21 protein-coding genes are annotated in these 25,257 nt (G+C 74.7%); 14 read left to right on the forward strand and 7 right to left on the reverse strand.

What is annotated here, in order from left to right; genetic code table 11:
- Window positions 1-26 precede the first annotated feature (26 nt).
- Entirely contained in the window at window positions 27-479 is a 453-nt protein-coding gene (locus OMK64_RS01135) for an S-ribosylhomocysteine lyase (RefSeq protein WP_272726288.1), read from the forward strand.
- Window positions 476-1,198, forward strand: a complete 723-nt coding sequence (locus OMK64_RS01140) for a 5'-methylthioadenosine/adenosylhomocysteine nucleosidase (protein WP_272726120.1) — start codon at window positions 476-478, stop codon at window positions 1,196-1,198. Before OMK64_RS01135 ends, OMK64_RS01140 begins: the two co-directional genes overlap by 4 nt.
- Window positions 1,199-1,270: 72 nt before the next feature.
- Here OMK64_RS01140 and OMK64_RS01145 read toward each other — a convergent pair whose 3' ends face one another.
- Window positions 1,271-1,546: an acylphosphatase gene (locus OMK64_RS01145; protein ID WP_272726121.1), complete on the reverse strand. Its 276-nt coding sequence runs from the start codon at window positions 1,544-1,546 to the stop codon at window positions 1,271-1,273.
- Window positions 1,547-1,707: 161 nt separating this feature from the next.
- Here OMK64_RS01145 and OMK64_RS01150 point away from each other — a divergent pair, with 161 nt between their 5' ends.
- Window positions 1,708-3,783 carry a CHAT domain-containing protein gene (locus OMK64_RS01150; protein WP_272726122.1) on the forward strand — a complete coding sequence of 692 codons (2,076 nt, stop codon included), beginning with the start codon at window positions 1,708-1,710 and terminating at the stop codon, window positions 3,781-3,783.
- On the forward strand, window positions 3,768-7,256 hold the full coding sequence (locus OMK64_RS01155) for a WD40 repeat domain-containing protein (protein WP_272726123.1): 3,489 nt from the start codon (window positions 3,768-3,770) through the stop codon (window positions 7,254-7,256). Before OMK64_RS01150 ends, OMK64_RS01155 begins: the two co-directional genes overlap by 16 nt.
- 39 nt (window positions 7,257-7,295) lie before the next feature.
- Here the strand turns inward: OMK64_RS01155 and OMK64_RS01160 are convergent, their stop codons facing one another.
- The 3 genes from OMK64_RS01160 to OMK64_RS01170 form a co-directional block, all read right to left on the reverse strand.
- Window positions 7,296-8,738, reverse strand: coding sequence for a hypothetical protein (locus tag OMK64_RS01160; protein WP_272726124.1), 1,443 nt, complete (start codon window positions 8,736-8,738; stop codon window positions 7,296-7,298).
- A gap of 114 nt (window positions 8,739-8,852) precedes the next feature.
- Window positions 8,853-9,368 carry a mycothiol transferase gene (locus tag OMK64_RS01165; protein WP_272726125.1) on the reverse strand — a complete coding sequence of 172 codons (516 nt, stop codon included), beginning with the start codon at window positions 9,366-9,368 and terminating at the stop codon, window positions 8,853-8,855.
- A 98-nt stretch (window positions 9,369-9,466) separates the two neighbouring features.
- Window positions 9,467-10,546: a winged helix DNA-binding domain-containing protein gene (locus OMK64_RS01170; RefSeq protein WP_272726126.1), complete on the reverse strand. Its 1,080-nt coding sequence runs from the start codon at window positions 10,544-10,546 to the stop codon at window positions 9,467-9,469.
- A 99-nt stretch (window positions 10,547-10,645) separates the two neighbouring features.
- On the opposite strand from OMK64_RS01170, the gene OMK64_RS01175 reads away from it, so the two are divergent.
- Both OMK64_RS01175 and OMK64_RS01180 read left to right on the forward strand, forming a co-directional pair.
- Window positions 10,646-12,859: an esterase-like activity of phytase family protein gene (locus OMK64_RS01175; protein ID WP_272726127.1), complete on the forward strand. Its 2,214-nt coding sequence runs from the start codon at window positions 10,646-10,648 to the stop codon at window positions 12,857-12,859.
- 109 nt (window positions 12,860-12,968) lie between these two features.
- Window positions 12,969-13,442, forward strand: a complete 474-nt coding sequence (locus OMK64_RS01180) for an Hcp family type VI secretion system effector (protein WP_272726128.1) — start codon at window positions 12,969-12,971, stop codon at window positions 13,440-13,442.
- A 12-nt stretch (window positions 13,443-13,454) separates the two neighbouring features.
- Here OMK64_RS01180 and OMK64_RS01185 read toward each other — a convergent pair whose 3' ends face one another.
- Window positions 13,455-13,778, reverse strand: a complete 324-nt coding sequence (locus OMK64_RS01185) for a DUF1905 domain-containing protein (protein WP_272726129.1) — start codon at window positions 13,776-13,778, stop codon at window positions 13,455-13,457.
- A gap of 66 nt (window positions 13,779-13,844) precedes the next feature.
- Here OMK64_RS01185 and OMK64_RS01190 point away from each other — a divergent pair, with 66 nt between their 5' ends.
- Window positions 13,845-14,498, forward strand: coding sequence for a DNA alkylation repair protein (locus OMK64_RS01190; protein ID WP_272726130.1), 654 nt, complete (start codon window positions 13,845-13,847; stop codon window positions 14,496-14,498).
- 18 nt (window positions 14,499-14,516) lie between these two features.
- Here OMK64_RS01190 and rlmC read toward each other — a convergent pair whose 3' ends face one another.
- On the reverse strand, window positions 14,517-15,656 hold the full coding sequence (gene rlmC, locus OMK64_RS01195) for a 23S rRNA (uracil(747)-C(5))-methyltransferase RlmC (RefSeq protein ID WP_272726131.1): 1,140 nt from the start codon (window positions 15,654-15,656) through the stop codon (window positions 14,517-14,519).
- Between the two features lie 98 nt (window positions 15,657-15,754).
- On the opposite strand from rlmC, the gene OMK64_RS01200 reads away from it, so the two are divergent.
- The 7 genes from OMK64_RS01200 to OMK64_RS01230 are packed head-to-tail and all read left to right on the forward strand — an operon-like array spanning window position 15,755 to window position 24,331.
- Window positions 15,755-18,214 (forward strand): GMC oxidoreductase, encoded by a 2,460-nt coding sequence (locus OMK64_RS01200; RefSeq protein ID WP_272726132.1) that lies wholly within the window; start codon window positions 15,755-15,757, stop codon window positions 18,212-18,214.
- Window positions 18,211-20,046: a hypothetical protein gene (locus OMK64_RS01205; RefSeq protein WP_272726133.1), complete on the forward strand. Its 1,836-nt coding sequence runs from the start codon at window positions 18,211-18,213 to the stop codon at window positions 20,044-20,046. The genes OMK64_RS01200 and OMK64_RS01205 overlap by 4 nt, the downstream gene beginning before the upstream one ends.
- Window positions 20,043-21,104: an alpha/beta fold hydrolase gene (locus OMK64_RS01210; protein WP_272726134.1), complete on the forward strand. Its 1,062-nt coding sequence runs from the start codon at window positions 20,043-20,045 to the stop codon at window positions 21,102-21,104. The genes OMK64_RS01205 and OMK64_RS01210 overlap by 4 nt, the downstream gene beginning before the upstream one ends.
- Complete coding sequence (locus OMK64_RS01215) at window positions 21,101-22,084, forward strand: acetoacetate decarboxylase family protein (protein ID WP_272726135.1); 984 nt, start codon at window positions 21,101-21,103, stop codon at window positions 22,082-22,084. Before OMK64_RS01210 ends, OMK64_RS01215 begins: the two co-directional genes overlap by 4 nt.
- Window positions 22,081-22,557 (forward strand): anthrone oxygenase family protein, encoded by a 477-nt coding sequence (locus OMK64_RS01220; protein ID WP_272726136.1) that lies wholly within the window; start codon window positions 22,081-22,083, stop codon window positions 22,555-22,557. The genes OMK64_RS01215 and OMK64_RS01220 overlap by 4 nt, the downstream gene beginning before the upstream one ends.
- Window positions 22,554-22,994 (forward strand): hypothetical protein, encoded by a 441-nt coding sequence (locus tag OMK64_RS01225; protein WP_272726137.1) that lies wholly within the window; start codon window positions 22,554-22,556, stop codon window positions 22,992-22,994. The genes OMK64_RS01220 and OMK64_RS01225 overlap by 4 nt, the downstream gene beginning before the upstream one ends.
- Complete coding sequence (locus tag OMK64_RS01230) at window positions 22,991-24,331, forward strand: patatin-like phospholipase family protein (protein WP_272726138.1); 1,341 nt, start codon at window positions 22,991-22,993, stop codon at window positions 24,329-24,331. Before OMK64_RS01225 ends, OMK64_RS01230 begins: the two co-directional genes overlap by 4 nt.
- 22 nt (window positions 24,332-24,353) lie before the next feature.
- On the opposite strand, the gene OMK64_RS01235 is transcribed toward OMK64_RS01230, so the two are convergent.
- A complete protein-coding gene (locus tag OMK64_RS01235; protein ID WP_272726139.1) occupies window positions 24,354-25,220 on the reverse strand; it encodes a restriction endonuclease in 867 nt (288 codons plus the stop codon).
- Window positions 25,221-25,257 lie beyond the last annotated feature (37 nt).

Genomic DNA, 25,257 nt, shown 5'->3' on the forward strand with positions numbered 1-25,257 from the left:
GGAAGCGTGCCGTGAACCAGCCTCGTATGAACGTCGAGTCGTTCAACCTCGACCACCGCACCGTCGCCGCGCCCTACGTGCGCCTCGCCGACCAGAAGGTCCTGCCCGCGGGTGACGTGATCCAGAAGTACGACGTGCGCTTCACGCAGCCCAACAAGGGGCACCTCGAGATGCCGGCCGTGCACTCGCTCGAGCACCTGTTCGCCGAGCACTCGCGCAACCACTCCGACCGCGTCATCGACTTCTCGCCGATGGGCTGCCAGACCGGCTTCTACCTGATCCTCCAGGGCGAGTGGGACTACGACGACGTGCTCGGGCTCGTGCAGTCGACGCTCGAGGACGTGGTGGAGGCGACCGAGGTGCCCGCTGCCAACGAGGTGCAGTGCGGCTGGGGCGCGAACCACACGCTCGAAGGTGCGCAGGAGGCCGCGCGCACGTTCCTCGCGGAGCGCGCCGGCTGGAGCACGGTGACCGCGTGATCGCCGTCGACGCCGTCGTCGTGACGGCCATGGCCGACGAGGCGGCGCCGTTCGTCGCGCGCGCCGACTTCGTCGGGCCGGTCACGCGCGTGGGCCACGCGCAGCACCGGATGCTCACGCTCGCTGGGCGGCAGGTCCTGCTCGTGGTCAGCGGCATCGGACTCGTCAACGCCGCGACCGCGGCCGCCGTCGCGATCAACGCGACGCATCCCCGCGCCCTCGTGAGCGCGGGCAGCGCCGGCGGGGTCGGCGTCGAGGTGCGCGTCGGGGACGTCGTCGTGGGGTCGCAGTACGTCTACTCCGGCGCCGACGCGCGCGCGTTCGGCTACGAGCTCGGCCAGGTCCCCGGCATGCCCGAGGTCTACGCCGCCGAGCACGCGCTGCACGACGCCGCCACCGCCGCGACCGTCGACCTGCGCGTGCTGTCCGGCACCGTGCTGTCGGGCGACGCGTTCATCGACGCCTCGCGCGTCGACGCGATCCGGTCGGCCTTCCCGGGCGCGCTCGCGACCGACATGGAGTCCGCGGCGCTCGCGCACACGAGCCACCTGTACGGCGTGCCGTTCCTGTCGGTGCGCGGCATCTCCGACCTGTGCGGGCCGGTCGCGAACGACGACTTCCTCACGCACGTCGACGACGCCGCGGACCGCTCGGCCGCCGTCGTGATCGAGCTGCTCCGCGCGATGGCCGAGGAGCCCACGCCGCACCTGGTGCCCTGACGCCCGACCGGGACCGGGTGCCGTCGTGATGCCCGGCCCCGGAACGCGTCCGCCCGTGCTCGCGCGGGACGGTCAGGGCTCGATCTCGAACGACACCCGGTCCCCGGGCGCCTCGTCCGTCACGTCGACCGACGAGACGGACGCCCCGCGCGGCCCCTGACGCGCCCAGCCGACGAACGCGTCGACCGCGTCCGCGTCGCCCTCGACGACCGCCTCGACGGCCCCGTCGGACCGGTTCCGCACCCACCCGGCGACGCCGAGCCGCGCGGCCTCTCGCGCCGCGCTCCACCGGTAGCCCACGCCCTGCACGAACCCGTGCACGACGAGGTGCCGCGCCACACGCGCCATCCGGCTCCCCCTCCCGCGTCACGGCCGGGACCACGCGTCGATCGTGGCACCGGTGCCCGGTATCTGCGCCCGCGCGCGGAGCACCTTCGAGGGTGAACGCCGGCGCCCCTCATGGGGGCGGGGTCGCCGGGCCCGACCACCTGGCCGCGCGGGGGCCCGTGATGGACGAGTACGCCGATCTCGAGATCCAGCTGTACCGCAAGGACGACGTCACCTACGGCATCTGGCCGGCGCTCACGCTGCCGCGCAGCGACGCGGACGCGCGACTCGACGGGGACAGCGCGGGCTTCGTCGCGCACATCGACCCCGACGCGCTGCGCGACCTCGACCCGACCGAGTACGGTCGCGCGCTCGGCAAGGGGCTGTTCGGCGGCGGGTTCGGCGCCGCGTTCCGGCAGGCGGTGCAGACGGCGTCGAGCAACGGGGTGCGCCTGCGGGTGCGGCTCGTGGTCGACCCGGCGCCCGAGGCCGCGGCGCTGCACGGCGTGCGGTGGGAGACGCTGCGCGACCCCGACGACGACCGGACGCTCCTCACCGACGAGAACGTGCTGTTCTCGCGCTTCCTCGGCAGCCGCGACTGGCGTCCGGTGCGGCCGCGGTCGCGCGGCGACCTGCGCGCGCTCGTCGTCGTCGCGTCGCCCACGGACGTCGGAGAGTACGCCCCGCAGGGCCGGGGCGCGCTCGCCCCGGTCGACGTCGACGCCGAGCTCGAGCGCGCGCGGGCAGCGCTCGGCGACCTGGCCGTCACGGTCCTGCCCGGGCAGGCCGCGCCGACCGCCGCGAACCTCGTCGCGGAGCTCCGGCGCGGGTACGACGTCGTCTACCTGGTCTGCCACGGCTACCTCCAGCACCACGAGCCCGTGCTGCTGCTCGTCGACGACGACGGCGCCGGCGCACCGATGCTCGGCAGCGACCTCGTGCAGCAGCTCGGCGAGCTGTCCCGCACGCCGGGCCTGGTCTTCCTCGCGTCGTGCCGCAGCGCGGGCGAGGGCGAGGACGCGCGCTCCGACGACGCCGGCGTCCTGGCCGCCCTGGGCCCGCGGCTCGCGGCGGCGGGCGTGCCCGCGGTCGTCGCGATGCAGGGCGACGTGACGATGGCGACGGCGGGCACGTTCGCGTCGGCGTTCTTCCGCAGCCTCGACAGCGACGGGCTGGTCGACCGCGCGTGCGCCGTGGGGCGGGCGGCGGTGCGCGACCGGTACGACTGGTGGGTCCCGACGCTGTTCATGCGGCTGCGCAGCGGACGCATGTGGTACGACTCGGGCGGCTCGCAGGGCCTGTTCGAGAAGTGGCCGTCGGTCGTGCGCGACATCGAGGACGAGAAGTGCACCCCGATCATCGGGCCCGGGATCAGCGACCTCCTGCTCGGGTCGCGGCAGGAGGTCGCGCGGGCGTGGGCGAACCGCTACCGGTTCCCGATGGCTCCGCACAACCGCGAGAGCCTCCCGCAGGTCGCGCAGTACCTCGCGATCAACCAGAGCCGGTCGTTCCCGCGGTCCGAGCTCGAGCAGCACGTGCGCCGCACGGTCCTCGAGCGGTTCGGCGACGAGATCCCCGAGCCGCTGCGCACGGGCCGCCCGCCCATCGAGGACGTGCTCGCGGCGGGCTGGCACGCCCTGCGCGACCGCGGCGCGATCGAGCCGTACTCGGTGCTCGCCGACCTCACCGCACCCGTCTACATCACGACGCAGCCCACGCGGCTGCTCGCCAACGCGCTCGAGGCCGCGGGCAAGCATCCCGAGGTCGAGCTGTGCCGCTGGAACGACGACATCGAGTGGCCCGAGTCGGTGTACGAGCGCGAGCCCGGGTACCGGCCCAGCGTGCAGCGGCCGCTCGTCTACCACCTGCTCGGGCTCATGGAGGTGCCCGAGTCGCTCGTGCTGACCGAGGACGACTACTTCGACTACCTCATCGGCGTCACGCAGAACCGCGAGCTGGTCCCCCGGCACGTGCGCGGTGCGCTCACCCGCACCGCGCTCATGTTCGTCGGCTTCCGCCTCGACGAGTGGGACTTCCGCGTCCTGTACCGCAGCGTCATGAACTACGAGGGCAAGTCCGCCAACGACCACACGCACGTCGCGGTGCAGGTCGACCCCGAGGAGGGCTCGACGAGCGACCCGGCCCGTGCCCGCGCGTACCTCGAGGGCTACTTCCGTGACGGCGCGCGCGTCAGCCTCTACTGGGGCAGCACCGAGCGGTTCGTCAAGGAGCTGCACGACCAGTGGGGGTCGCGGTGACGGGCGTCCTGCCCGACGTGCAGACCGGCAACCCGTACGTCGGGCCGCAGTCCTTCCGGGCGGGGCAGCACCTCTACGGACGCGCCGTCGCGCTCGACACGCTCTTCAACCTCGTCGTCGCCGAGCGCATCGTGCTGCTCTACTCCCCCTCCGGCGCGGGCAAGTCGTCGCTCATCAACGCCGCCCTGATCCCCGAGCTGAACCGCGAGGGCCTCGAGGTGCTGCCCGTCGTGCGCGTCAACACGCCGCACGTCGCGACCATGCAACCGCCGCCGCGCAACCGGTACCTCATGAGCACCCTCATGTCGCTCGAGTCCGACGTGCCGGAGAAGCAGCAGGTGCCGCTCGACCGGCTGCGCGACATGACGCTCGCCGAGTACCTCGAGCAGCGGCCCGACCAGGACGGCGTCCCCGGCAACGAGGTGCTCGTCTTCGACCAGTTCGAGGAGGTCCTCAGCCTCGACCCGACCGACGAGGACGCCAAGCGCGAGTTCTTCGCGCAGGTCGGCGAGGCACTGCGCGCGCACCGGCTGTGGGCCCTGTTCGCGATCCGCGAGGACCACCTCGCCGCGCTCGAGCCGTACCTGCGCGCGGTCCCGACCCGGCTGCGCACGCGCTACCGGCTCGACCTGCTCACCGCCGACGAGGCGTTCGACGCCGTCGTGCGGCCCGCGCAGGACGCGGGCGTCGAGTTCCGCGCCGAGGCGGCGCACGCGCTCGTCGACGACCTGCGCCAGGTGCGTGCGCAGCGCCTCGACGGCACGGTCGACGTCCTCGGCGCGTACGTCGAGCCCGTCCAGCTCCAGCTCGCGTGCACCACCATCTGGGCGCGCCGCGACCCCGGCAGCACCGAGATCACGACGGCCGACGGCGTCGCCGGCGGGTCCGTCGAGCAGGCGCTCGCCGACTACTACGACCTGCGCGTCGCCGAGGCGGCCCGCGTCACCGACGTGCGCGAGGACGTCATCCGGGACTGGTTCGAGCGGCGGCTCATCACGCCGCAGGGTCTGCGCGGGCAGGTCCTGGAGGGGCCGCTCGGCACCGCCGAGGCCGACGCGCCGATCCTGCGCGAGCTCGAGCACCTCATCCGCCCCGAGACCCGACGCCAGGCCACCTGGTACGAGCTGTCGCACGACCGGTTCATCGAGCCCGTCCGGCGCAGCAACGCCCGCTGGCGCGCGCAGCACCTCACGGGCTTCGAGCAGGCCGCCGCGCTGTGGGACGAGAACGGGCGCCAGCGCCGCCTCCTGCTGACCGGCTCGCACCTCGCGTCCGCGGCCGCCGACGTCGCGACCCGCCGCCGCCCGCTGCAGCCGCACGAGCGCGAGTTCCTCGAGGCGTCGCAGGCGCTCGAGGCCGACCGGAGGCGTGACCGGCGTCGCCGGCTCTGGATGCGTGTGCTCGTCCTCGCGCTCGCGGTGCTGCTGGTCGCCGCCGTCGGGCTGTACGGCCAGACGCAGCGCCTCCTGAGCAGCGCGACCGTCGACGAGACCCGTGAGCGCACGCTGTTCACCGCGCTCGCCGACCTCGACCAGGACACCGAGCGGTCGGCGCGGGCCGCGATCGACGTCGGACGCGACGACCTCGAGGACGACCAGCCGCTGCGGACGAACTCGCGCGACCTCCTGCACCTGGCCGCGACGTCGACCCCCGTCGTCGCGGTGCTCGACACCGACGGACCGGTGGACGTCCTCGCCGAGTCGCTCGACGGCTCCACGGTCGTCACCGTGGACTCCGCGGTGACCGTCTGGGGGCGCCTGCTCGACGACGCCGGGCGGACCACGTTCGAGCGCGTCGCCACCATCCTCGACGGCGAGGTGCCGGTGTCGGCCGACGTGAGCGCCGACGGGTCCGTCGTCGTCGCGAACCTCGCGGACGGCACGGTCGTCGCGTGGGACCGCGACGACGGCTCGACGACGCGTTGGGCGGGACAGGCCGGCGCGCACACGGTCGTCGTGGCTCCCGACGGCCGGACGGTCGCCACCCTGGGACCCGACACGCAGGCCACGGTGTGGACGGTCGACGGCGGCCGTCGGGCCGACCGCCACCGCCTGTTCGACGCCGGCCCGGCCGCAGCCGGCGACGCCGACGCCGAGACGGCGTGGCCGCTCACGGCCGCGTTCAGCGCCGACGGCCGGACGCTCGCGACCGGTGACGACTCCGGCACCGTGCACGTCTGGGACGTCGCGGCCGGCCACGTCAGCCAGACCCTCGAGGTCGGGGAGGCCGTGCAGCAGCTCCGGTTCGGGCCCGACGCGGCGACGCTCGGCACGTCGGGCGACTCCGGTGCGGTCGTCTGGGACGTCGCGTCGGCCGCCAAGGTGAGCACGGTGACGGACCCGGCGATGTCGGGGTTCGTGTTCGCCCGCGACCTGACGAGCGTGCTCGCGACCGCGTCGTGGGGTGCGGTGCAGCGGTACGACGTCGCGACGGGCGCCGAGGACGGGTCGGCGGTGCTGCCCGGCACGGGCGTCAGCGGCGCGCTGCCCGACGAGACGACGCCGCGGCAGGCGCTCGTGCTGGCCTCCGACGGGCGCACGTCGTTGTGGCAGCTGCAGGACGCGGGCGACGCGCGCGCCGTCGACGTGTCGGACGGCGTGGCCTACTCGGTGCGGGCCGACGGCACCGTGGTCCGCAGCGACGCGGACGGGCTCGCGGAGGCGACACCCGTCACGACGTCCGACACGCCGTGGGCGATCGACGCCGACGAGACCGCGGGGCGCGTCGTGACCCTCACGCCCGACGTCGTGCGCGTGTGGGACACGTCGACGGGCGCGATGCTGCGCGAGGTCACGTCGCCGCCCGACGAGCCGTACGCCGAGGACGCGAGCGTCGCGGGCGACCTGCTCGCGCTCGTCGTCGCCGGAGAGGTGCGGCTCGTCGACGTCGCGGACGGGACGCTGGTCGGCGCCCTCCAGCCGTCGGCGGACGCCGGGCACGTCGAGCTCCTGCCGGACGGGTCGGCGGCCGTGGTCGCGTTCACGAGCACGGCCGAGCCCGCCGCGGCGACGTCGGTCGTGGACGTCGGCGCGATCCTCCCGACGGGCGGGGGCGCGCCCGTGCGGCTGCGCATGCCGATGGCCGACGGCGACGTGCCGTCCGACGTCGCGGTCGGCTCGGGCGCGCGTCAGGTCGCGGTCAGCACGCAGAGCGGTGTGCTCGCGCTCTTCGACCGCGCGACCGGCCGCCTGATGTGGAGCACCCCGCTGCCGCACCTGCGACCGCAGACCCTCGCCTTCACGCACGACGGGCTCGTCGTCGCGACCGGCGAGCGCGGCATCGACGTCGTGGACGCCCGGCGCGGTCGGGTGGTCCGGGAGATCCCCGCGAACACGTGGCTCGACGTGGCGACGCTGCCCGGGCGCGGCGGCGACGTGGTCGTGACGCTGTGGGGCGGGCAGGTCGTCGAGGTGCCGCTGGACGACCGCGGCCTGCTCGACCGGGTCGAGTCGAGGCTCGTGCGGCTGGACTGAGCGGGCCGCCTGTCGGCCGGGCCTGCCGCCGCAGGTCGCTCAGAGCGGGACGAGCCCGCCGGACCCGGGGGGTGCCGCGCGCACGGCCGGGTCGCCGAGGACGACGAGCCCGCGCGCGTCGTGCACCGCGGTCCACAGCGCGACGAGGTCGGCGTCGGGGAACGGCTTGCCGAGCCGCTCGGACGCGTCGAGCCGCGCCGTGAGCAGGGTCGCGAGCGACGCGTACCGCGAGGTCAGCTCCTCGAGCGCGTGGCCCACGCGCATCCCGTCGAGCAGGCCGAGCAGCGCGCCGCGGAACGCTCCCGTCTGCGCGGTCGTGCCGTGCCACAGGAACGCGCACGACCACGTGCGGTCGACGTGCCCGACGAACGCGAGCGCGCCGCCCGCGGGGTGGCCGAGCAGGCGGGCGGGCAGCGGGGCCGTCGCGTCCTGTGCGGCGATCTCGACGAGCGTCGCGCCCGGCCCGGCCGGGTAGTCGCTGTACCGGGGCGTGCCCGCGCCGTAGCACGCGAACGCGAGGACGACGCGGGGCCGGACGGGTGCGGCGGCGTCGACGTCCGTCGCGGCGAGGTACTGGGCGGGCGAGAGCGGTCCGCGCTGCTGCACGGGCCCGGGCCAGTCCTGGCACACGAGCGCGCCGCCCAGGCCCAGCGCGGTCGCCTGCGGTCCGCCGAGGCCGTGGCTCGCGGTGAACAGCACGTCGGGACCGTCGGGCGCGTGCAGCAGCGTGCGCAGCCGCTCCTTCGTCGCGGGCTCGCCCGCGTCCGCGGCGACCGACCACGCGGACGCCGAGCGGCCGACCTCGTCGAGCAGCGGCGCGAGCAGCAGCCGGCTGCTGAGGTCGGTCGCGGTGTCGTCGGGGTTGCGGGGGCCGAACAGGCGGGCGGAGCGTCCGCCGCGCGACGCGGGGGCGGCCGCCGCGTCGCGGTCCTCCGCGGCCAGCACGGACGCCGCGTACGCGGCGTACGCGGAGGCGTCGGGCAGGTCCAGGCGGCCGACCGCGTACGCGACGCCGAGCTGGTACTGCAGGTCGAAGGGCAGCGCCTGCGGCCCGCCGACCAGCAGCAGGTAGTACGGCACGACGCGCGGGTCGACGACCGTGGGCGTCGCGCCGTACCGCACGAGGAACGTGTCGGCGTCCTCCCCGTCCTCGACGACGAGGTGCCGGAACCGGTCGCCCGCCTGCTGCCGGCGCCGGGCCAGCAGCGGCTCGAGCGCCGCGAGCACCGCAGCGTCGACGCCGGCAGCGGTGACGACCGCCCAGCCGACCGACGCCAGGTCCTCCGCGTCGAAGCCGACGGTGACGCCGAGGTGCCGCTCGTCGGCCTGGCTCCGCCGCTGCAGCCGCCGCTGGTCGCCACCGCCGGGCACGGGCGCCTCCCGCAGCGCGGCCGCGAGGTCGCCGAGCCGGGTCGGCGGGGTCAGGTACGTGCCGGTCGCGACGTCGAGCCCGTCGACGACGAGGAGGTCGTCGCGGCTCACCGGTGCGTCCACGGCACGCCTCCCCGCTGCGGGTGCCTCGTCGTCGGACCTGCTCGTCACGCTAGGGCGACGACGGGTGGCGCGGGAAGGTGCGCGCGCGGATCTCACCCGCCGTCAGGCGTCGGTGCGGCGCTCCCACAGGCCGCGCACGTACGCGGCCTGGCCGGCGTGCTGGACGTCGTCGTCGACGATGCTGACGAGCCGGACGCCGAGCGTCACGGGCGGGTCCCACGACTCGTCGACGACCTGGTCGAGGTCGCCCGGCTGCAGCCGCTCGAGGTAGGCGACGGTCTGCGCGGCGACCTCCTCGTAGTAGCCGAGCAGCAGGTCGGCGGGCACGTCGACCGCGGCCACGTCGTCGGGCGACTGCCCGTAGCCGGTCGCCCGGGCGGTGAACGGCAGGCCGAACCGCTCCGCCCAGCCGCGCGCCGTCCACACCTGCTCGACGCCCGCGACGTACGCGATCTGCGCGTCCTGTCCACGCGCGGCGTGCCACACGAGCCACGCGATCGAGTTCGCACCCGGGTCGGGCCGGTACGTGAGCGCCTCGGGCGGCAGCCCGTCGACGGCCCCGTGCAGCACGGGTCCGACGCGGCCCAGGGCCTCGACGAGCAGGTCGGCGACGTCCATGCGTCCTCCTCCGTGGGTCGCACGGGCGGCGACCGACCCGTTCGACGGTAGCCACGGCGGTGGTGGACCGCCCGCGCAGGCGTGCGCCGCTCCCGGGTTCAGGCGTCCCAGTCGACGCGCACCGGCAGGTCGGCGAAGTGCGCGTACGAGGCGAACGCCGACTCGACGGCGACGCGTTCGGCATCGGTCAGCGGACGCGCCAGGCGCGGCTGCGCGACCACCCCGTCCCGCGCGACGACACGTCGCCACCAGCCGACGACCTGCCCGTCGACCAGCAGCGGCGCGATGACCATGTTCGAGCCGGGCGGCGCGATGCTGAGCCCGGCGACGTTCGTCACGAACCGGCTCGCCGTGTACGCGACGCCGTACTCGTCGTACCCCTGCAGCACGTGCGCGGTCGGCGACGGGTCCGGGACGGGCGCGGGCCCGGGCGCGGACCACAGCCGCACCCCGCCGACCTCGTCCTCGACGAGCTCGCCCACGCACAGCGCGATCCCGCGCCGGACCTGCGTGAGGGTGAGCGTCGCCCACCACGCCAGGTCCTTCTCCGCCGCCGGCCCGTGCCCGGTGAAGAACCGCCGGGTGAGCTCCGCGAGCGCGTCGTCGCCGCGCAGGTCGGGGCCCTCGGCGACGCGCCCGTCGACCAGCGCGTACGTCTGCTGCGCGCCGCGCACCGCGCCGCTCGCGATCACGGCGTCGAGCTCGAGGCGCATGAGCAGGTAGGCCAGCCGCAGACCGGACGCCTCGACGCCGGCGCGCGCGAGGGCGTCGCCGAGCTCCGCCCGGGTCAGGTGCGCACCGCCGCGCAGCGCCGCGGTGACAGCCCGGTGCGTGCGCGCGACCGCCTCCTCGTCGATCCCGACCTGCCGCTCGACGGACCGGTTGACCTGCTGCACGCGCGGGCCGGTCAGCGCCTGCACCCACCGCAGGTCCTCGGCGGCGAGGTAGTGCCAGGTGGCGCGCAGCGCGTGCGTGCGGACGATGCGCCCGTCGTCGAGCGCCGCGAGGACGGTCGCGTCGTCGGCGCCGCTGCGCATGCCGAGCGACCACCGCGACATCGGCACCTCCTGCGCCTGCGACGCACCGAGGTGGCGGACCACCGCCACGGGGTCGGGCAGCGGCGGTCCGGACAGGTGCTGGCGGTGGAGGCGGCGGTGGGCGACCTCGACGGCGTCCATGCTGCGGATCCTAGGCGCGACCTGGGTGTTCCCCGCGCGGTCACACGACGTCGGCCGACCGGACATGCGGGGGCCAACCGGACGCGGTCGACTGGCGTCATGCGAACCCGTCGCGCTGTCGCGCTCGCTCTCGTCGCCGTCTCCGCCGCGCTGGGCGGAACGGTCGCCGCCTCGCTCCCCGCCGCCGCAGGCGGGTCCCCGGGCCACGGCCCGTCGGCGGACCGCGGTCCCGCCCTCGTCTCCCGCGCCACTCTCTCCGCGGACTTCCTCGCCGACGGCCCGCCGTCGGGTGCGGCCGTCACGCCCGCGAACGGCCGCACCGGCCCGTTCGCCGGTCAGGTGATCCCCGGCTTCTCGGGTGCCCTCGACAACGGCGACGGCACGTTCTGGGGGCTGCCGGACAACGGGTTCGGCAGCAAGTCGAACTCCGCCGACTTCCTGCTCCGGATGTACCTGGTGACGCCCGACTGGCGGTCCGGCCAGATCCAGGTCGGCCGGCACATCTCCTTCCAGGATCCCGACCACCGCATCGACTTCCCGCTGACCCGCCCCGACCGCCTGCTCACCGGCGCGGACTTCGACGTCGAGTCCGTGCAGCGCGCGAAGGACGGCACGCTGTGGGTCGGCGAGGAGTTCGGGCCGTTCCTGCTGCACTTCAGCGCCGACGGCGTCCTGCTGTCCGCGCCCGTGCCGTTCCCCGACGGCAAGTCGCCCGCCAACCCGTACCTCGCGCCCGGTGAGACGCCGCGCGTCGCGAGCAGCCGCGGGTTCGAGGCGCTCGCCGCGTCGTCCGACGGCCGTCGCCTGTACCCGGTCGTGGAGGGCGCGTTCACCGACGACGCCGACAAGCGCCGCCGCTGGGTCTACGAGTTCGACACGCGCACGCAGCAGTACACCGGCCGCACGTGGCAGTACCAGACCGACGCCGAGTCGAACGTCATCGGCGACGCGCAGTGGGTCGGCAAGGACCGGCTGTGGCTGATCGAGCGCGACGACTTCGACGGCGCCGCGTCCGTCATCAAGCGGGTCTACGAGGTCGACCTGTCGAAGGCCGACCGCGACGGCTTCGTGCGCAAGACGCTCGTGCTCGACGCCCTGAAGATCGCCGACCCGCGCGGCGTCAGCACCGGCGGCGGCTACGGCACCGGCGAGACGTTCGCCTTCCCGGTCCAGTCGTTCGAGACGATCGTCCCCCTCGGACGCGACCGGCTGCTGCTCGCGAACGACAACAACTACCCCGGCAACGCCGCCCGCGTCCCGGGCACCCCCGACGCGACCGAGATGGTGGTCGTCGACCTGCGCGGCGCGCGCCTGGCCCGCCCCGACGACACGCTCGTCGTCGGCCACCGCGGCGCGTCGGGCTACCGCCCCGAGCACACGCTCGCGTCGTACGAGACCGCGATCCTGCAGTGCGCCGACTACATCGAGCCCGACCTGGTGAGCACCAAGGACGGCGTGCTCGTCGCGCGGCACGAGAACGAGATCGGCGGCACGACGGACGTCGCGACCCGGACCGAGTTCGCGTCGCGCCGGACCACCAAGACGATCGACGGGATCAGCCTCACCGGCTGGTTCACCGAGGACTTCACGCTCGCCGAGCTCCGCACGCTGCGCGCCAAGGAGCGCATCCCCGCGGTCCGCCCGGGCAACACCGCGTTCGACGGGAGGTACCAGGTCCCGACGTTCGACGAGGTCCTCGACCTCGCGCGCAGCTCGCGGACCTGCTCCGGTGAGCCCGTCGGCGTCTACCCGGAGACCAAGCACCCGACGTACTTCGACGGCCTCGGCCTCTCGCTCGAGGAGCCGCTGCTCGCCACGCTGGCCGCCAACGGGTTCGACGGCCGACGCGCCCCCGTCATCATCCAGTCCTTCGAGACGGCGAACCTCCGCGAGCTGTCGGGACGGACGCGGCTCCCGCTCGCGCAGCTGATCAACTGCTCCGGCGCCCCGTGGGACCTCGTCGCCGCCGGCGACACCCGCACCTACGCCGACCTCGTCACCCGTGAGGGCCTCAAGGGGATCTCCCGCTACGCCGACGGCATCGGCGCCTGCAAGGACGTCCTGATCCCGCGCGACGCGTCGGGGGCGCTGCTCACGCCCTCGCCCGTGATCCGCGACGCCCACCGCGCCGGTCTCACGGTCCACGGCTGGACGTTCCGCGCCGAGAACCAGTTCCTGCCCACGCAGTTCCGCGTCGGCACCGACCCGAACGCGCACGGCGACCTGGAGGGCGAGATCCGCACCTTCCTGCGCGCCGGCATGGACGGCTTCTTCACCGACCACCCCGACGTGGGCGCCGCCGCCGTCGACTGACGCGACCGCGACCACGCACGAGGCCCCGGGGTGGCACGCCCCGGGGCCTCGTCGCGCCCACCTCGCCGGGTGCAGACTCGGCGGTGACGGCGTCGTCGGGAGGGGTGCCATGAGCACGCGCGCGTACCTGCGGATCGGGTCGGTCCAGGGCGGCTCCACCGACCGGCATCACGAGGGCTGGATCGAGGTGCGGTCGTTCACCTGGTCCGAGACCTCCGGGGCCGGCGCCGGAGGGCACGCCGCCGTGTCCGGTCGCGTCACCGCGAGCCCGCTGGTCGTCACCGCCGACGTCAGCGTCGCCTCGCCGCGGCTCATGGTCGCGTGCGCGCGCAACGAGCGCTTCGACGTCGCGGAGCTCGAGGTGGTGCAGGCCGGGGAGAACGGTGGACGGCCGTTCCTGCGATGGCGCCTGCAGGACGTCGTCGTCTCGGGCTACGCCGTGACCGCCGAGGACTTCCTGCCGGTCGACACGATCACGCTGCGGTTCGAGTCGCTGCGGTTCGACGTCGTGCCGCAGCAGCCGGACGGCTCCCCCGGGTCGGCCGTGACGGGCGAGGTCGACTTCACGCGGCCGTCCCGCTGACGCCGCTGGCGGTCAGTCGCTCCCGACGTCCACCAGCGCGACCCGCAGCCGCACGGTGTCGCCGACGTCGCACGACTCCGCCCGACGGACCGCCTTCTTGAGCGGCAGGACATAGGTCTTCGCCTTGTCGTCGGGGAACACGGACGTGCGCCAGACGGACCCGCCGAGCGTGACCTCGACCCGCACCGACCCGAACCCGCGCGTCACGCCCGACGACACCTCGAGCACGTCGTCCGCGACGTCGGTCGGCAGGCTCACGAACACCCACGAGTCCGTCTTGCGGGCGTCCCACCGCCACAGGGGCGCGTCGAACTCGTACGTCGGCCGGTCGGTCATGACGGCATCGTCGCAGGCCGCACCGACACGTTGACGCCGTGCGCTCGCCGCCGGGAGGGTGGGCGGGTGCGCACCGCCACGGACGTCGTCGACGAGCTGCGCCGCCACGCGGACCAGCGGGAGCACGCGAAGACGACCCGTCGCATGGTCGGCGTCCCGCTGAGCGTGGTCGGGGTTCGGATGGGCACCGTGTTCGCGGTCGCGAAGGAGCACCGGGCACTGCCGCTCTCGGAGGTCGCGGCGCTGCTGGAGCGCGACGAGTACGAGTCGCGGATGGTCGGGGTGTCCGTGCTCGACTTCCGTGCCCGTGCGCCGCGGCTCGACGACGACGGGCGGCAGGCGCTCTACGACGTGTGGATGGACCACCTCGACCGGATGGTCGCGTGGGATCTGATCGACCGGTCGGCGCCCCGCGTGGTCGGCCTGCACCTGCGTCACCGCTCGCGCGCACCTCTGTTCACGCTCGCCGCGTCTCCCGACCCGCTGCACCGGCGCACGGCGGTCGTGGCCACGTTCGCGATCGTCCGCCTCGGCGACGTCGACGACGCGCTCGCGATCTGCGCGCTCCTCGCGGCCGACCGGGACCCGCTCGTGCAGAGCCCCGTCGGCACGGCCCTGCGCGAGGTCGGTCGCATCGACGCCGCCCGCCGGGACGCCTTCCTCGCGGCGCACGGTCCGTCGATGAGCGCCGCGGCCCGCCGGGTCGCGCTGACCGCCTGACGCCCCGCGGTCGAACGCCTACGCCACGGCGTCGCGGGTCAGGAGGGTGACGACCTCGTAGTGGGTCGTCTGGGGGAACATGTCGAGGACGCGGCCGCGGACGGGGCGCAGGGACGGCATGGCGGCCAGGTCGCGCGCGAGCGAGCGGGCGTTGCACGACGAGTAGACGACGGTCTCCACGCCGGACCGTTCGAGCCAGCCGGCCAGCTCGGGGCCGATGCCGCGCCGCGGCGGGTTGACGACGACGAGGTCGGGCACGTCGGCGGGTGACGCGCCGACGGCGAAGGCGGTCGCGTCGTCGGCGCGGAACGTCGTGCGCGGTAGGCCCGCGTCGCGTGCGGTGAGCGTCGCGCTCGCGACGGCCTCGGCAGAGGTCTCGACGCCGACCACGTCGCGCGAGCCGTCGGCGACGTGCAGCGCGAACCCGCCGACGCCGCAGTACAGGTCCCACACGGACGAGGGCGCGGCCTCGTCGACCCACGCGGCCGCCTGCCGGTAGAGCGCGGCGGCGACGTCGGTGTTCGTCTGGAAGAAGCTCTGCGGGCGCAGGTGCAGGTCGAGTCCGTTGACGCGCATGCGGAGCGTCTCGTCCTCGGTCAGGAGGATCTCGCGCTCCCCCTCGAGCACGGCCTTGTGCTCGGGCAGCAGGTTCACCGACGCGACGACGAGGCGCGGGAGCTGCACGCGCAGCCAGGGCAGGTGCTTGCGGATGCGGGCGACGGCCTCCTGCGAGCGCAGCACGAACCGCAGCATGAGGTCGCCGTCGGGCGACTCGGTGAGCAGGAGGTGCTTGAGCTCGCCGCGTCGCGCGGGGACGTCGTAGGGCTCGAGGCGGGCGAGCGTCACGAATGCGGTCAGCACCGGGAAGGTCGCCGACAGCGACGCCGGGTAGAGGCCGCAACCCTGGAGGTCCACGCCGACGCCGGCCGCGTCGAGGATGCCGAGCGTGGGGGCGTCGACGGTCCCGCCGACGACCATCTTCGCCTTGTTGCGGAACCCCTCCTCACGGCTGGCCACGGGTTCCAGCCAGGCGAGGTCGTGGTGGTCGGCGAGCAGGTCGGCGCACAGGTCCTGCTTGGCGGCGAGCTGGTCGGCGTAGGGCCGCCCCATCCACGTGCAGGAGAGGCACCGCTCCGCGTCGTAGTAGGGGCACTGCACGGTCCACCAGCCTACGGGCCGTGTATCTGTGGCCCAGGTCACACCTCTTGTCCGTGCAGGGGGCGCAGTCGGTGTTCGCGCGCGGGCGGGGAGACGTCATGGACATCCGGAACGGCGGCCTCGAGGTCGTCGACGCAGTGGTCGTCGGCTCGGGCTTCGGCGCCGCGGTCGCAGCGCAGCGGCTCGCGGAGACGGGCAAGCAGGTCGTCGTCATGGAGCGCGGGCGGCGCTACGGGCCCGGGGACTTCGCCCGGACGCCCGCGCAGATGGGCCGGGCGTTCTGGGACCCGAGCGAGAAGCTCTACGGGCTGTTCGACGCGTGGTCGTTCCGCGGGCTGGAAGGGCTCGTGTCGAGCGGGCTCGGTGGTGGGTCGCTCATCTACGCGAACGTGCTGCTGCGCAAGGACGAGCACTGGTTCGTGCACGACTCGCCGCTCCCGGGCGGCGGCTACGAGCACTGGCCGATCAGCCGCGCCGACCTCGACCCGCACTACGACGTCGTCGAGAAGATGCTCGGCGCGACGCCCTACCCGTACGACGACACCCCGAAGACACGGGCCGTCGAGCAGGCCGCGGTCGCGCTCGGGATGCCGACGATCCGACCGCCGCTCGCGGTCACGTTCGCGCGTCCCGACGAGGACGCCGCGCCCGGCCTGGACCTGCCCGCCGCGGGATACGGCACGGTCCACCCCGGGTCGCACCGGCGCACGTGCACGCTCTGCGGGGAGTGCGACATCGGCTGCAACGTCGGCGCCAAGAACACGCTCGACCACACCTACCTCTCGTCCGCGGCGCACCACGGGGCGGACGTCCGGACGCTGCACGAGGTGCGCGCGGTGCGGCCGCTCGACGGCGGTGGCTACCTCGTCCGCTACGTCGTGCACCCCGAGGGCGCGCGCGGCGACATGGACACCCGGACCCGCGCACTGCCGGAGCGCTCGATCGTCGCCCGGCGCGTGATCCTCGGCGCCGGCACGTTCGGCACCACCTTCCTGCTGCTGCGCAGCCGCGCGTCGCTGCCGGGCCTCGGCCCCGCGCTCGGCACGCGCTTCTCGGGCAACGGCGACCTGCTGACGCTGCTGCTGGACTGCACGCGCGACGGCGAGCCCCTGCCGGTCGACGGCGGCAACGGCCCTGTCATCACGACCGCGATCCGCCGCCCCGACGCGCTCGACGGCGACGGGTGGACCGGACGCGGCTACTACGTCGAGGACGCGGGCTTCCCCGGGTTCCTCGGCTGGCTCGTCGAGACCGCGCAGCTGCGCTCGACCGCGCGGCGCGCGGCCGCGTTCGCGTGGCAGGTCGTGCGCAACCGGGTGCTCGCGCAGGGGCGGTCCAACGTGTCGGCCGACCTGTCCGCGCTCCTGGGCGACGGGCGGCTCTCCGCCGGGTCGCTGCCGCTGCTCGGCATGGGACGTGACATCCCCGACGGTCGCATGTCGCTGCACGACGGGCGGCTGGCGGTGAACTGGACCACGTCGACGTCGCGGGCCTACTTCGACGACGTCCGCGCGACCATGGAGCGCGTCGGCGAGCAGCTCGGCGCCCGCTTCCAGGACAACCCGCTGTGGTGGGCCAAGCGCGTCATCACCGTGCACCCGCTCGGCGGCGCGCCCATCGGCCGGCACGTCGGCGAGGGCGTGTGCGACGAGTACGGCGAGGTCCGCGGGCACGCGGGGCTGCACGTCGTCGACGGCGCCGCGATGCCCGGGCCGGTCGGAGCGAACCCGTCCCTCACCATCGCGGCGATGGCCGACCGCGCGGCGACCCGCATGCTCGAGCAGGACTGGTCGCGACCCCGGCGCACGCACATCGCGGCACCGACGCGCGCGCTCGCCGCCCGCGCGCCCGGCGCCACGTCGGTCGCGTTCACCGAGCGGATGGTCGGGCCGTTCACGCTCGACCAGACCGACCCGCGGCACGGCGCCGAGATCGCGCGCAGCCTCGGCGACCGCCTGCAGTTCGTCCTGACGATCACCGCCCCCGACATCGAGGCGTTCGTCGCCGACCCGCTGCACCGGGCCGACGCCACGGGGTTCGTCGAGTCCAACGTCCTGGGCGGGCGGCTCGAGGTCGAGCGCGGCTGGTTCAACCTGTTCGTGCACCCCGGCGGCACGCCCGGGCGCCGCATGCTCTACCGGCTGTGGCTGCGCGACGCCGCCGGGTCACCGCTCACGCTCGTCGGCGCCAAGGAGGTCGAGGACGACCGCGGGCTCGACGTGTGGGCCGACACCACGACGCTGTTCGTCCGCGTCCTGTCCGGGCACGTCGCACCGCCCGAGGCGACCACGCACGCGCAGGCGCTCGCGGTGCTCGACGGGATGCGCGACGACGAGCTGCCCGACGGGACCATCGGCGCGGGCGTGCTCGTCATCAAGCCGTTCGACCTCGCCAAGCAGCTCACGACGTTCCGGACCGAGGGCGACGCCGGCGCGGCCGCGCTCGCGCAGTTCGGCCGGCTGTTCCTCGGCGAGCTGTGGGACGTGTACGTCGCGGACAGGCTCGCCGCTCGCCGCGCCGCTCCGGTGCGGGCCGCTGCCGCGAGGGCCGGCCGATGAGGCGTCGCGACCTCGTCCCGCGCAGCAGCGACCTCGGCTTCGTCGCGCAGCCGCAGGTGCGCTGGCTCGACCCGCCCGAGCTCGCCCGGACGGCGCTCAAGGTCGTGCTCGCGTCCGTGTTCACGACGTACGGCGACCGTCGCGAGGTGCAGGCCGCGCTGCCCGGCGGCCTCGTCGAGCCCGCGCACCGCCCCGAGGGCGACCTGTGGCTCGACTTCGTCGCCGACCTGGGCGACGGGTTCGACGCGACGTACACCGTCGCGACGCTGCTCGCGCAGCCCGAGCTCAAGGTCGCCGGGCCGGACGGACCGCTCGCGCTGCCGCGCGGTCACGTGCTCGTGATGGGCGGCGACGAGGTCTACCCGGCCGCGTCCGCACGCGGGTACGAGCACCGCACCACGGGTCCGTACGGTGCCGCGCTCCCGGCCCCCCGACCCGGCACGGTGCTCGACGCGACGACCGAGCCGACGCTGCTGGCCATCCCCGGCAACCACGACTGGTACGACGGCCTCACGGCGTGGCTGCGCGTGTTCACGCGCGGTGCGAGCGTCGGGGCGTGGCGGACCGTGCAGCGGCGGTCGTACTTCGCGGTGCGCCTGGCGCCCGGCTGGTGGCTGCTCGGGCTCGACTCGCAGCTCGACGAGTACATCGACGAGCCGCAGCTCGACTACTTCCGCACCCACGTCACCGCGCACCTGCGGCCCGGCGACGCGGTCGTGGTCTGCGCCGCCGAGCCCGCGTGGGCGAAGGCCGGGCACGACCCCGACGCGTTCAACCAGCTGCACTTCTTCGAGCGCGAGGTCGTGCGGTACCGGCAGGTGCCCGGCCGGCGTGAGCGCGAGGACACGGGCGCGCGCGTGCGGCTGTGGCTCAGCGGCGACCAGCACCTCTACTCGCGGTACGCGTCGCGGACGCCCGACGAGGCTGCGACCGGCGGGGCCGCCGACCCGCGCGCCGTCCAGGCCGTGACGTGCGGCCTCGGGGGCGCCTACCTCGGCGAGACCGACCACCTCGTCGACCACGTCGTCCTGCCGCCGCCCGCGTCGCGCATGCGGACCAAGGACTCCCCCGGCACCCCGTTCGACCGCGTCGGGCCGACGTACCCCGCGCAGGACGAGTCGCGTCGCCTCCGCCGCCGCATCGCCAACCCGCTCAGCCCGTTCTGGGCGGGCCGCCGCAACGTCGGGCTGCTCGCCACCGCGGGCGTGGTGCAGCTGCTCGTCGTCGGGTGCCTGGCCGGGCTGCTCGGCGTGCTGCGCGGCGGGTCGCCGACGCTGCTGCGCGGCCCGTTCGCCGACGTCGCGGAGGCCGCGCTCGGGGCGGCCGCGTGGGTGCTCGGGCTGCTGCTCCTGCACGTCGTCGTCGCCGCGCTCGTGCCCGGCGGCCGGCTGGCGCGGCTCGTCCCCGCGACGACGGGCGTCGGCCTGCAGCTCGTCGCCGCGCTGGTCGTGCTCGTCGCCGCCGTCGCCGTCCCGTGGCCCGCGTGGTCGCCCGCGCTCACCGCGACGCTCGTCGTCCCATTCGTCGTCGTGCTCGGCGCGGTGCTCGGCACGGAGGCGTTCGCGCTGCTGCTCATGTCCCGCCGCACGGGCGTCGTCGCCGGCTGGCAGATGTCCGGGCAGGCCGTCACCGACCACAAGGGCTTCCTGCGGCTGTGCCTGCGCACCGACGGGCGGCTCGAGATCTACCCGCTCGTCGTCGACGCGGTCTGCCGCCGCTGGGACGTCGACACCCGGGACGGCGCACCGCGCCCCGTCCCCGCGGACGGCCCGCCCGCCGTCCGGCTGCTGGAGGACCCGATCGTCGTCGCGCAGGAGGGGTTCGCGTCATGAGCGTCGAGGAAGCACCCGTCACCGTCACGCGGGCCGACCACCGCACCGAGCTCGTCCCGTTCACCGCGCGCGACGGCACCCGGCTGACGTTCGTCCACGTCCGCGGGCCGCGCGAGCCGTGGCGCGGCCCCGTCATGCTCGCGCACGGCTCCGGCGTCCGCGCCGAGCTGTTCCGGCCGCCGCTGCCGCGCACCCTCGTCGACGTCCTCCTCGAGGACGGGTGGGACGTGTGGATGCTCAACTGGCGCGCGTCGATCGACCTCGACCCGATGCCGTGGACGCTCGACGACGCCGCGGTCTTCGACCACCCCGCCGCGGTCGACCACGTCCTCGCCGCGACCGGCGCGACGACGATGAAGGCGATCGTGCACTGCCAGGGGTCGACGTCGTTCACGATGGCGGCCGTCGCGGGGCTGGTCCCCGCAGTGGACACCGTCGTCTCGAACGCGGTGTCCCTGCACCCCGTGCTGCCGTTCTGGTCGCGGCAGAAGATCCGCTACCTCGTCGACCCGATCGAGCGGTTCACCCCGCACCTCAACCCCGCGTGGGGGTACCGCTCCGACGGCAACTTCTCGAAGGTGCTGCGCGGCGTCGTCCGCGTCACGCACCCCGAGTGCGACAACATCGTCTGCCGGATGGTGTCGTTCACGTACGGCTCGGGCTTCCCCGCGCTCTGGTCGCACGAGAACCTCGACCGCGCGACGCACGACTGGATCAGCGGCGAGTTCGCCGACGTGCCCATGTCGTTCTTCCGGCAGATGGGCGAGTCCGTCGCCGCCGGGCACCTCGTCCCCGCGCGCGACCACCCCGAGCTGCCCGACGACCTGGTCGCCGGGCCACCGCGCACCGACGCGCGCTTCGCGTTCCTCGCGGGCGCCGACAACCGGTGCTACCTGCCCGAGTCGCAGGTCCGGACGCACGCGTTCTTCGCGCGGCACCGGCCGGACAAGGGCGACACGCTGCACGTCCTGCCGGGCTACGGGCACCTCGACGTGTTCTTCGGCCGGCGCGCGTGGCGGGACACCTACCCGATCATCCTGGAGGAGCTGCACCGATGAGCCTGCTGACCTCGGCCGCGCGGACGGTGCTGTCCCGCGTCCCGTCCCCCGTCCCGCGCCGCCAGCGCCGCCTCACCGGCCAGGCCGCGCGCGTCGACACCATCCCGTACGCCATGCCGGTGTCGTCCGAGGACTCGCCCGTCCTCATGGCCGCGTTCCCGATCTCGCTGTCCGCCGCGCGGGCCGTCCTGCCCGGGACCGAGCTGCACCCCGTGTCGCTGGGCTTCGGCCGTGGCGTGCTCGTCGCGACCGTCGTCAACTACCGGTCGACGGACATCGGGCAGTACATCGAGTACTCGCTCGCGATCGCCGTCACGCACGGCCCCCGGCCGGCTCCGCCGCTCCTGCCCCTCGCCCTCATGCGGACGCTGCAGCTCGGCCAGTACGTCGTCGACCTGCCCGTCTCCACCGAGGTGTCCGTCAAGGGCGGCAAGGGCATCTGGGGCATGCCCAAGCACCAGGCGTCCCTCGACTTCGTCGTCACCGACACCACGGTCTCCGCGCAGTACGACACGCTCGACGGGCAGTTCGGCGCGCTCGTCGAGATCGAGCGGCCCGCCCCCGTCGGGCTGCCGCTCAAGCTCGCCGCCGCGAACTACTGCGCGTTCCGCGGGCAGCTCATGAAGTCGACGATCTACTTCGAGGCGACGGGCGACGTCGCGGTCGGTCCCGGGGCGCGGGCCCGCATCGTGCTGGGCGACGCACCGGGCGTCCAGCCGCTGCGTGCGCTCCAGATCGGGTCGAAGCCGCTGTTCACCGCGTGGCTGCCGACCGCCCACGGGGTGCTCGACGACCACTACGAGGCGTGGTTCCTCACGTCCGACTCCCTCGGCTCGGTCGACGCCGCGCTCGCGGACGGGCGGTTCGGCGAGCCGCTCGAGTCCGTGCACGGCCTCGGGCGCGGCGAGACGTGGCCCCCGCCGCCCGACCGGTCGCGGCCCGAGGTGCAGGGGCGCGTCGCCGCGGAGGTGGCGACGTGATCACCTTCCTCTCGGCGCTGTGGTTCCTGTTCGGCGCGACGATGTACGTCGGCACCATGTGGGTGCTCAAGTGGTTCCTGTTCCCCACCTGGCGCGGCCTGTCGCGCGACAACGTCGGCACGCACTTCGGCATCCCGACCAAGCGCGCCACCGTGTTCTTCACGGGCGTCGTGCCGCTCATGTTCGTCGCGGCGATCGTCATGATCGTCACCGAGTGGGGCACCCGGTGGGTGTGGTTCGGCGTCGCCTGCCTCGTCGGGATCTTCGTCCTCACGTTCGTCGGGCAGGGCATCATCATCCCGATCAACAAGCGGATCCGCGGCGGCGAGTTCGCCGACGACGCCGAGCTGCGGCACCTGCTGCACCGCTGGATGACCCTCAACGACATCCGGTTCTACGGCTCGACGGTCACGTGGGTCGCGATCACCTGGTACGTCGTCGCGCGCGGCGACCTGCTCGGGGCGCTGACATGACGGCCGATGCGGGCCCGCGCCCGCCGGGCACCTCGCGGCGCGCTGCCGCGGGGGCGGCGCGGACGCCGCTCGTCCTCCTGCTCGTCGTGATCGGCTGGGTCACGGTCGCCAGCGGCGCCGTGCAGATGCTCGTCCCGTCGTTCGTGCTGTCCCTGCTGGGCGCGGCCGAGGACACCACCGCGCAGCAGCTGTTCGCGACCGTCGGGATGTTCATGGTCGTCGTCGGCGGGCTCCTGCTCACCACCCTGTCGCGGCCGCGGCACGACCCCGACGTCGTGCTGTGGGCCGCGGTGCAGAAGGCCGCCGCGTCGGTGGCCGTCGCGATCGGCGTGGCGCGCGGGGTGTTCGACCCGCTCGCGCTCGGCGTCGCCGCGTTCGACCTGCTCACGGCCGTGCTGCTCGTCGTCCACCTGCGGACGCTGCGCGGTGCGCGATGAGGTCGCTCGTCGCGGCGGGGGGCGGCATGCGCGTCGCGTGGCAGGCGGGCGTCGTGCGCGCGCTCCAGGAGGACGGGATCACGTTCGACCACGTCGACGGCACGTCCGGGGGCATCCTCACCGCCGCGATGCTGTGCTCGGGCGTCGACGGCGTCGAGATGTGCCGCCGCTGGCGTGAGGTCGACGTGCGCGACTTCGGCTCCGCGCTCCCCCTGCACGAGTACCTCACCGGCCCGTGGAACCTGCCGGCGGTCGGGGACGCCGACGGGCTCGTGCAGCGCGTGTTCCCGGCGCTCGGGATCTCGGACGCGGCGGTGCGCACCTCGTCGTTGCAGGGCTCGTTCAACGTCGTCGACTTCGCCACGAAGCAGAACGTGGCCGTCGACGCCGCGGACGTGGACGCCGACCTCCTCGCCGCCGGCATGTCCCTGCCGCTGTTCCTCACGCCTCTGCACCGCGACGGGCACGTCTGGACCGACGCCGTCTGGGTCCGCGACGCCAACGTCACCGAGGCCCTGCGCCGCGGCGCCGAGGAGGTGTGGCTGGTCTGGTGCATCGGCAACACCGGCCGCTGGGGCGACGGGCCGCTCGAGCAGTACGTCCACATGATCGAGATGAGCGCCGCCGGGGCGCTGGCCGCCGACCTCGCGCTCGCCGACGCGACCGGCCGGTCGTTCGTGCTGCACGTCGTCAAGCCCGAGCACCCGCTGCCGCTCGACCCCGAGTTCTACCTCGGCCGCATCTCGTCCGACTCGCTCGTGCAGATGGGCTACCGGGACGCGCGGCGGTACCTTGCGTCGCGGTCCGGTGCGGGGGTGCCGAAGGACGCGTCGTGCACCCGGATGACCGAGCCGCCGCCGTCCGCCCGGTACGTCGAGCACCTGCGCGGGTCCGTCGACGGCGCCGACGTCGTCCTGGACCTCACCGTCGTCATGCCGCTCGACGGGCCGGTGACCGGGGCGTCGGTCGCCGGGGCGCTCACGTACGCGCCGTGGGGCGAGCGGGCGTTCCTGGCCGACGGGCGCGTCGAGGAGACGGGCGACGCGTTCGTCTACCGGGGTGCGGTGCGGGTCGGCGGCGAGGTGCTCGAGGTCGAGGCCGTGCGGTCGCTGGTCGACGACCCCGGGTTCGACGCGTGGTCCGACCTGTCGCGCGTCGCGCTCACGGTGCGCTCGGCGTCGGGGTCCGTCGTGCTGTCGGCGGCCCTCGAGCTCGGCACCGGCGGCGTGCGGCGGCTGGTCACGTCGGTGGAACCCGTCGGTGTGGCGGGGGTCTTCCACCGCGCCGACGCGGTCCGACGGCTGCTCGCCCGCGGCGCGGGGGCGCTGCGTCGCTGACCCGACGTCGCGCCGGGGCGCGTCAGCGGAGCGCGGCCTGCCGGCGGCGGGTGCGGCCGCGCCTGCGAGCGCGCACCGGGACCTTGAGCGGGTGCTTCCCCAGGCGGAACATCACCGCGACCTGCACGACGTAGAGGACGACCGCGCCGAGGGCCACCGCGCTGCACCCGACGAAGAGCTCGCCCACGTCGACCGTCCGACCCGTGAGGTCCGCGACGTCGGCCGCGAGCGCGTGCAGCCGGTCGCGGTACGACCCGACCAGCCAGGCCGCCGCGCCGGCGAGCAGCCCGACGACGAGCAGGGCGTTGCGGCGGACCGCGCGCCCCGGGGAGACCCAGTGCCACCCCGCGTACTCGGGCTCGGGCGCCGGGTGCTGCGGGCCGTCCCACCAGCGGTCGCTCGGGTCGTCGGGCTGCGGCCGTGCGTCGGCGTCGTCGCGGGAGGGGTGCGGGCGCGGTGCGGGCCGCGGCCGGTCGAGCGACCCGCCGGACGCGAGCAGCGCGGTCGCGCGGTCGAGCACCTCGGAGGCCGCGTGGTTCGCGGGCGTGAGGGCGCCCGCCAGGTCGAACGTGAACAGCACCATCGCGTGCCGGTCGGCGTACTCGACCGCCTCGTCCGAGTACCCGGGACCGGTGAAGAACCACAGCTCGAGGTCGGTGCGGTCGGCGCGGGCGCCGTAGAGCCGTTGCAGGTCCGGGCGTCCCGCACGACCGCCGCGGAACTTGACCTGGGCGAGCGCGTGGCGGGCGGTGACGTCGAGGCCGCCGTCGGCGCCGCGTCCGGGGTTGGCGCTCGCATCGGGGTGGCCGAGCTGGCGCATGTGGTGCGCGGCCATCTCCTCCGCCTCGCGCGGGGTCAGGACGTGCCGGCCGGGCACCCACTCGCTCACGAGGCAGGAGGCTAGCGAACGGTCCCGACAAGTCCGG

It is taken from the genome of Cellulomonas fimi (assembly GCF_028527925.1).
In the GTDB taxonomy this organism is placed as follows: domain Bacteria; phylum Actinomycetota; class Actinomycetes; order Actinomycetales; family Cellulomonadaceae; genus Cellulomonas; species Cellulomonas fimi_C.

Bases quoted from the DNA above. Each gene is read 5' to 3' on its own strand.
- OMK64_RS01135 (WP_272726288.1), top strand. From the start codon at position 27: ATGAACGTCGAGTCGTTCAACCTCGACCACCGCACCGTCGCCGCGCCC.
- OMK64_RS01145 (WP_272726121.1), bottom strand. From the start codon at position 1,546: ATGGCGCGTGTGGCGCGGCACCTCGTCGTGCACGGGTTCGTGCAGGGC.
- OMK64_RS01150 (WP_272726122.1), top strand. From the start codon at position 1,708: ATGGACGAGTACGCCGATCTCGAGATCCAGCTGTACCGCAAGGACGAC.
- OMK64_RS01165 (WP_272726125.1), bottom strand. From the start codon at position 9,368: ATGGACGTCGCCGACCTGCTCGTCGAGGCCCTGGGCCGCGTCGGACCC.
- OMK64_RS01170 (WP_272726126.1), bottom strand. From the start codon at position 10,546: ATGGACGCCGTCGAGGTCGCCCACCGCCGCCTCCACCGCCAGCACCTG.
- OMK64_RS01175 (WP_272726127.1), top strand. From the start codon at position 10,646: ATGCGAACCCGTCGCGCTGTCGCGCTCGCTCTCGTCGCCGTCTCCGCC.
- OMK64_RS01180 (WP_272726128.1), top strand. From the start codon at position 12,969: ATGAGCACGCGCGCGTACCTGCGGATCGGGTCGGTCCAGGGCGGCTCC.
- OMK64_RS01185 (WP_272726129.1), bottom strand. From the start codon at position 13,778: ATGACCGACCGGCCGACGTACGAGTTCGACGCGCCCCTGTGGCGGTGG.
- OMK64_RS01200 (WP_272726132.1), top strand. From the start codon at position 15,755: ATGGACATCCGGAACGGCGGCCTCGAGGTCGTCGACGCAGTGGTCGTC.
- OMK64_RS01205 (WP_272726133.1), top strand. From the start codon at position 18,211: ATGAGGCGTCGCGACCTCGTCCCGCGCAGCAGCGACCTCGGCTTCGTC.
- OMK64_RS01210 (WP_272726134.1), top strand. From the start codon at position 20,043: ATGAGCGTCGAGGAAGCACCCGTCACCGTCACGCGGGCCGACCACCGC.
- OMK64_RS01215 (WP_272726135.1), top strand. From the start codon at position 21,101: ATGAGCCTGCTGACCTCGGCCGCGCGGACGGTGCTGTCCCGCGTCCCG.
- OMK64_RS01225 (WP_272726137.1), top strand. From the start codon at position 22,554: ATGACGGCCGATGCGGGCCCGCGCCCGCCGGGCACCTCGCGGCGCGCT.
- OMK64_RS01230 (WP_272726138.1), top strand. From the start codon at position 22,991: ATGAGGTCGCTCGTCGCGGCGGGGGGCGGCATGCGCGTCGCGTGGCAG.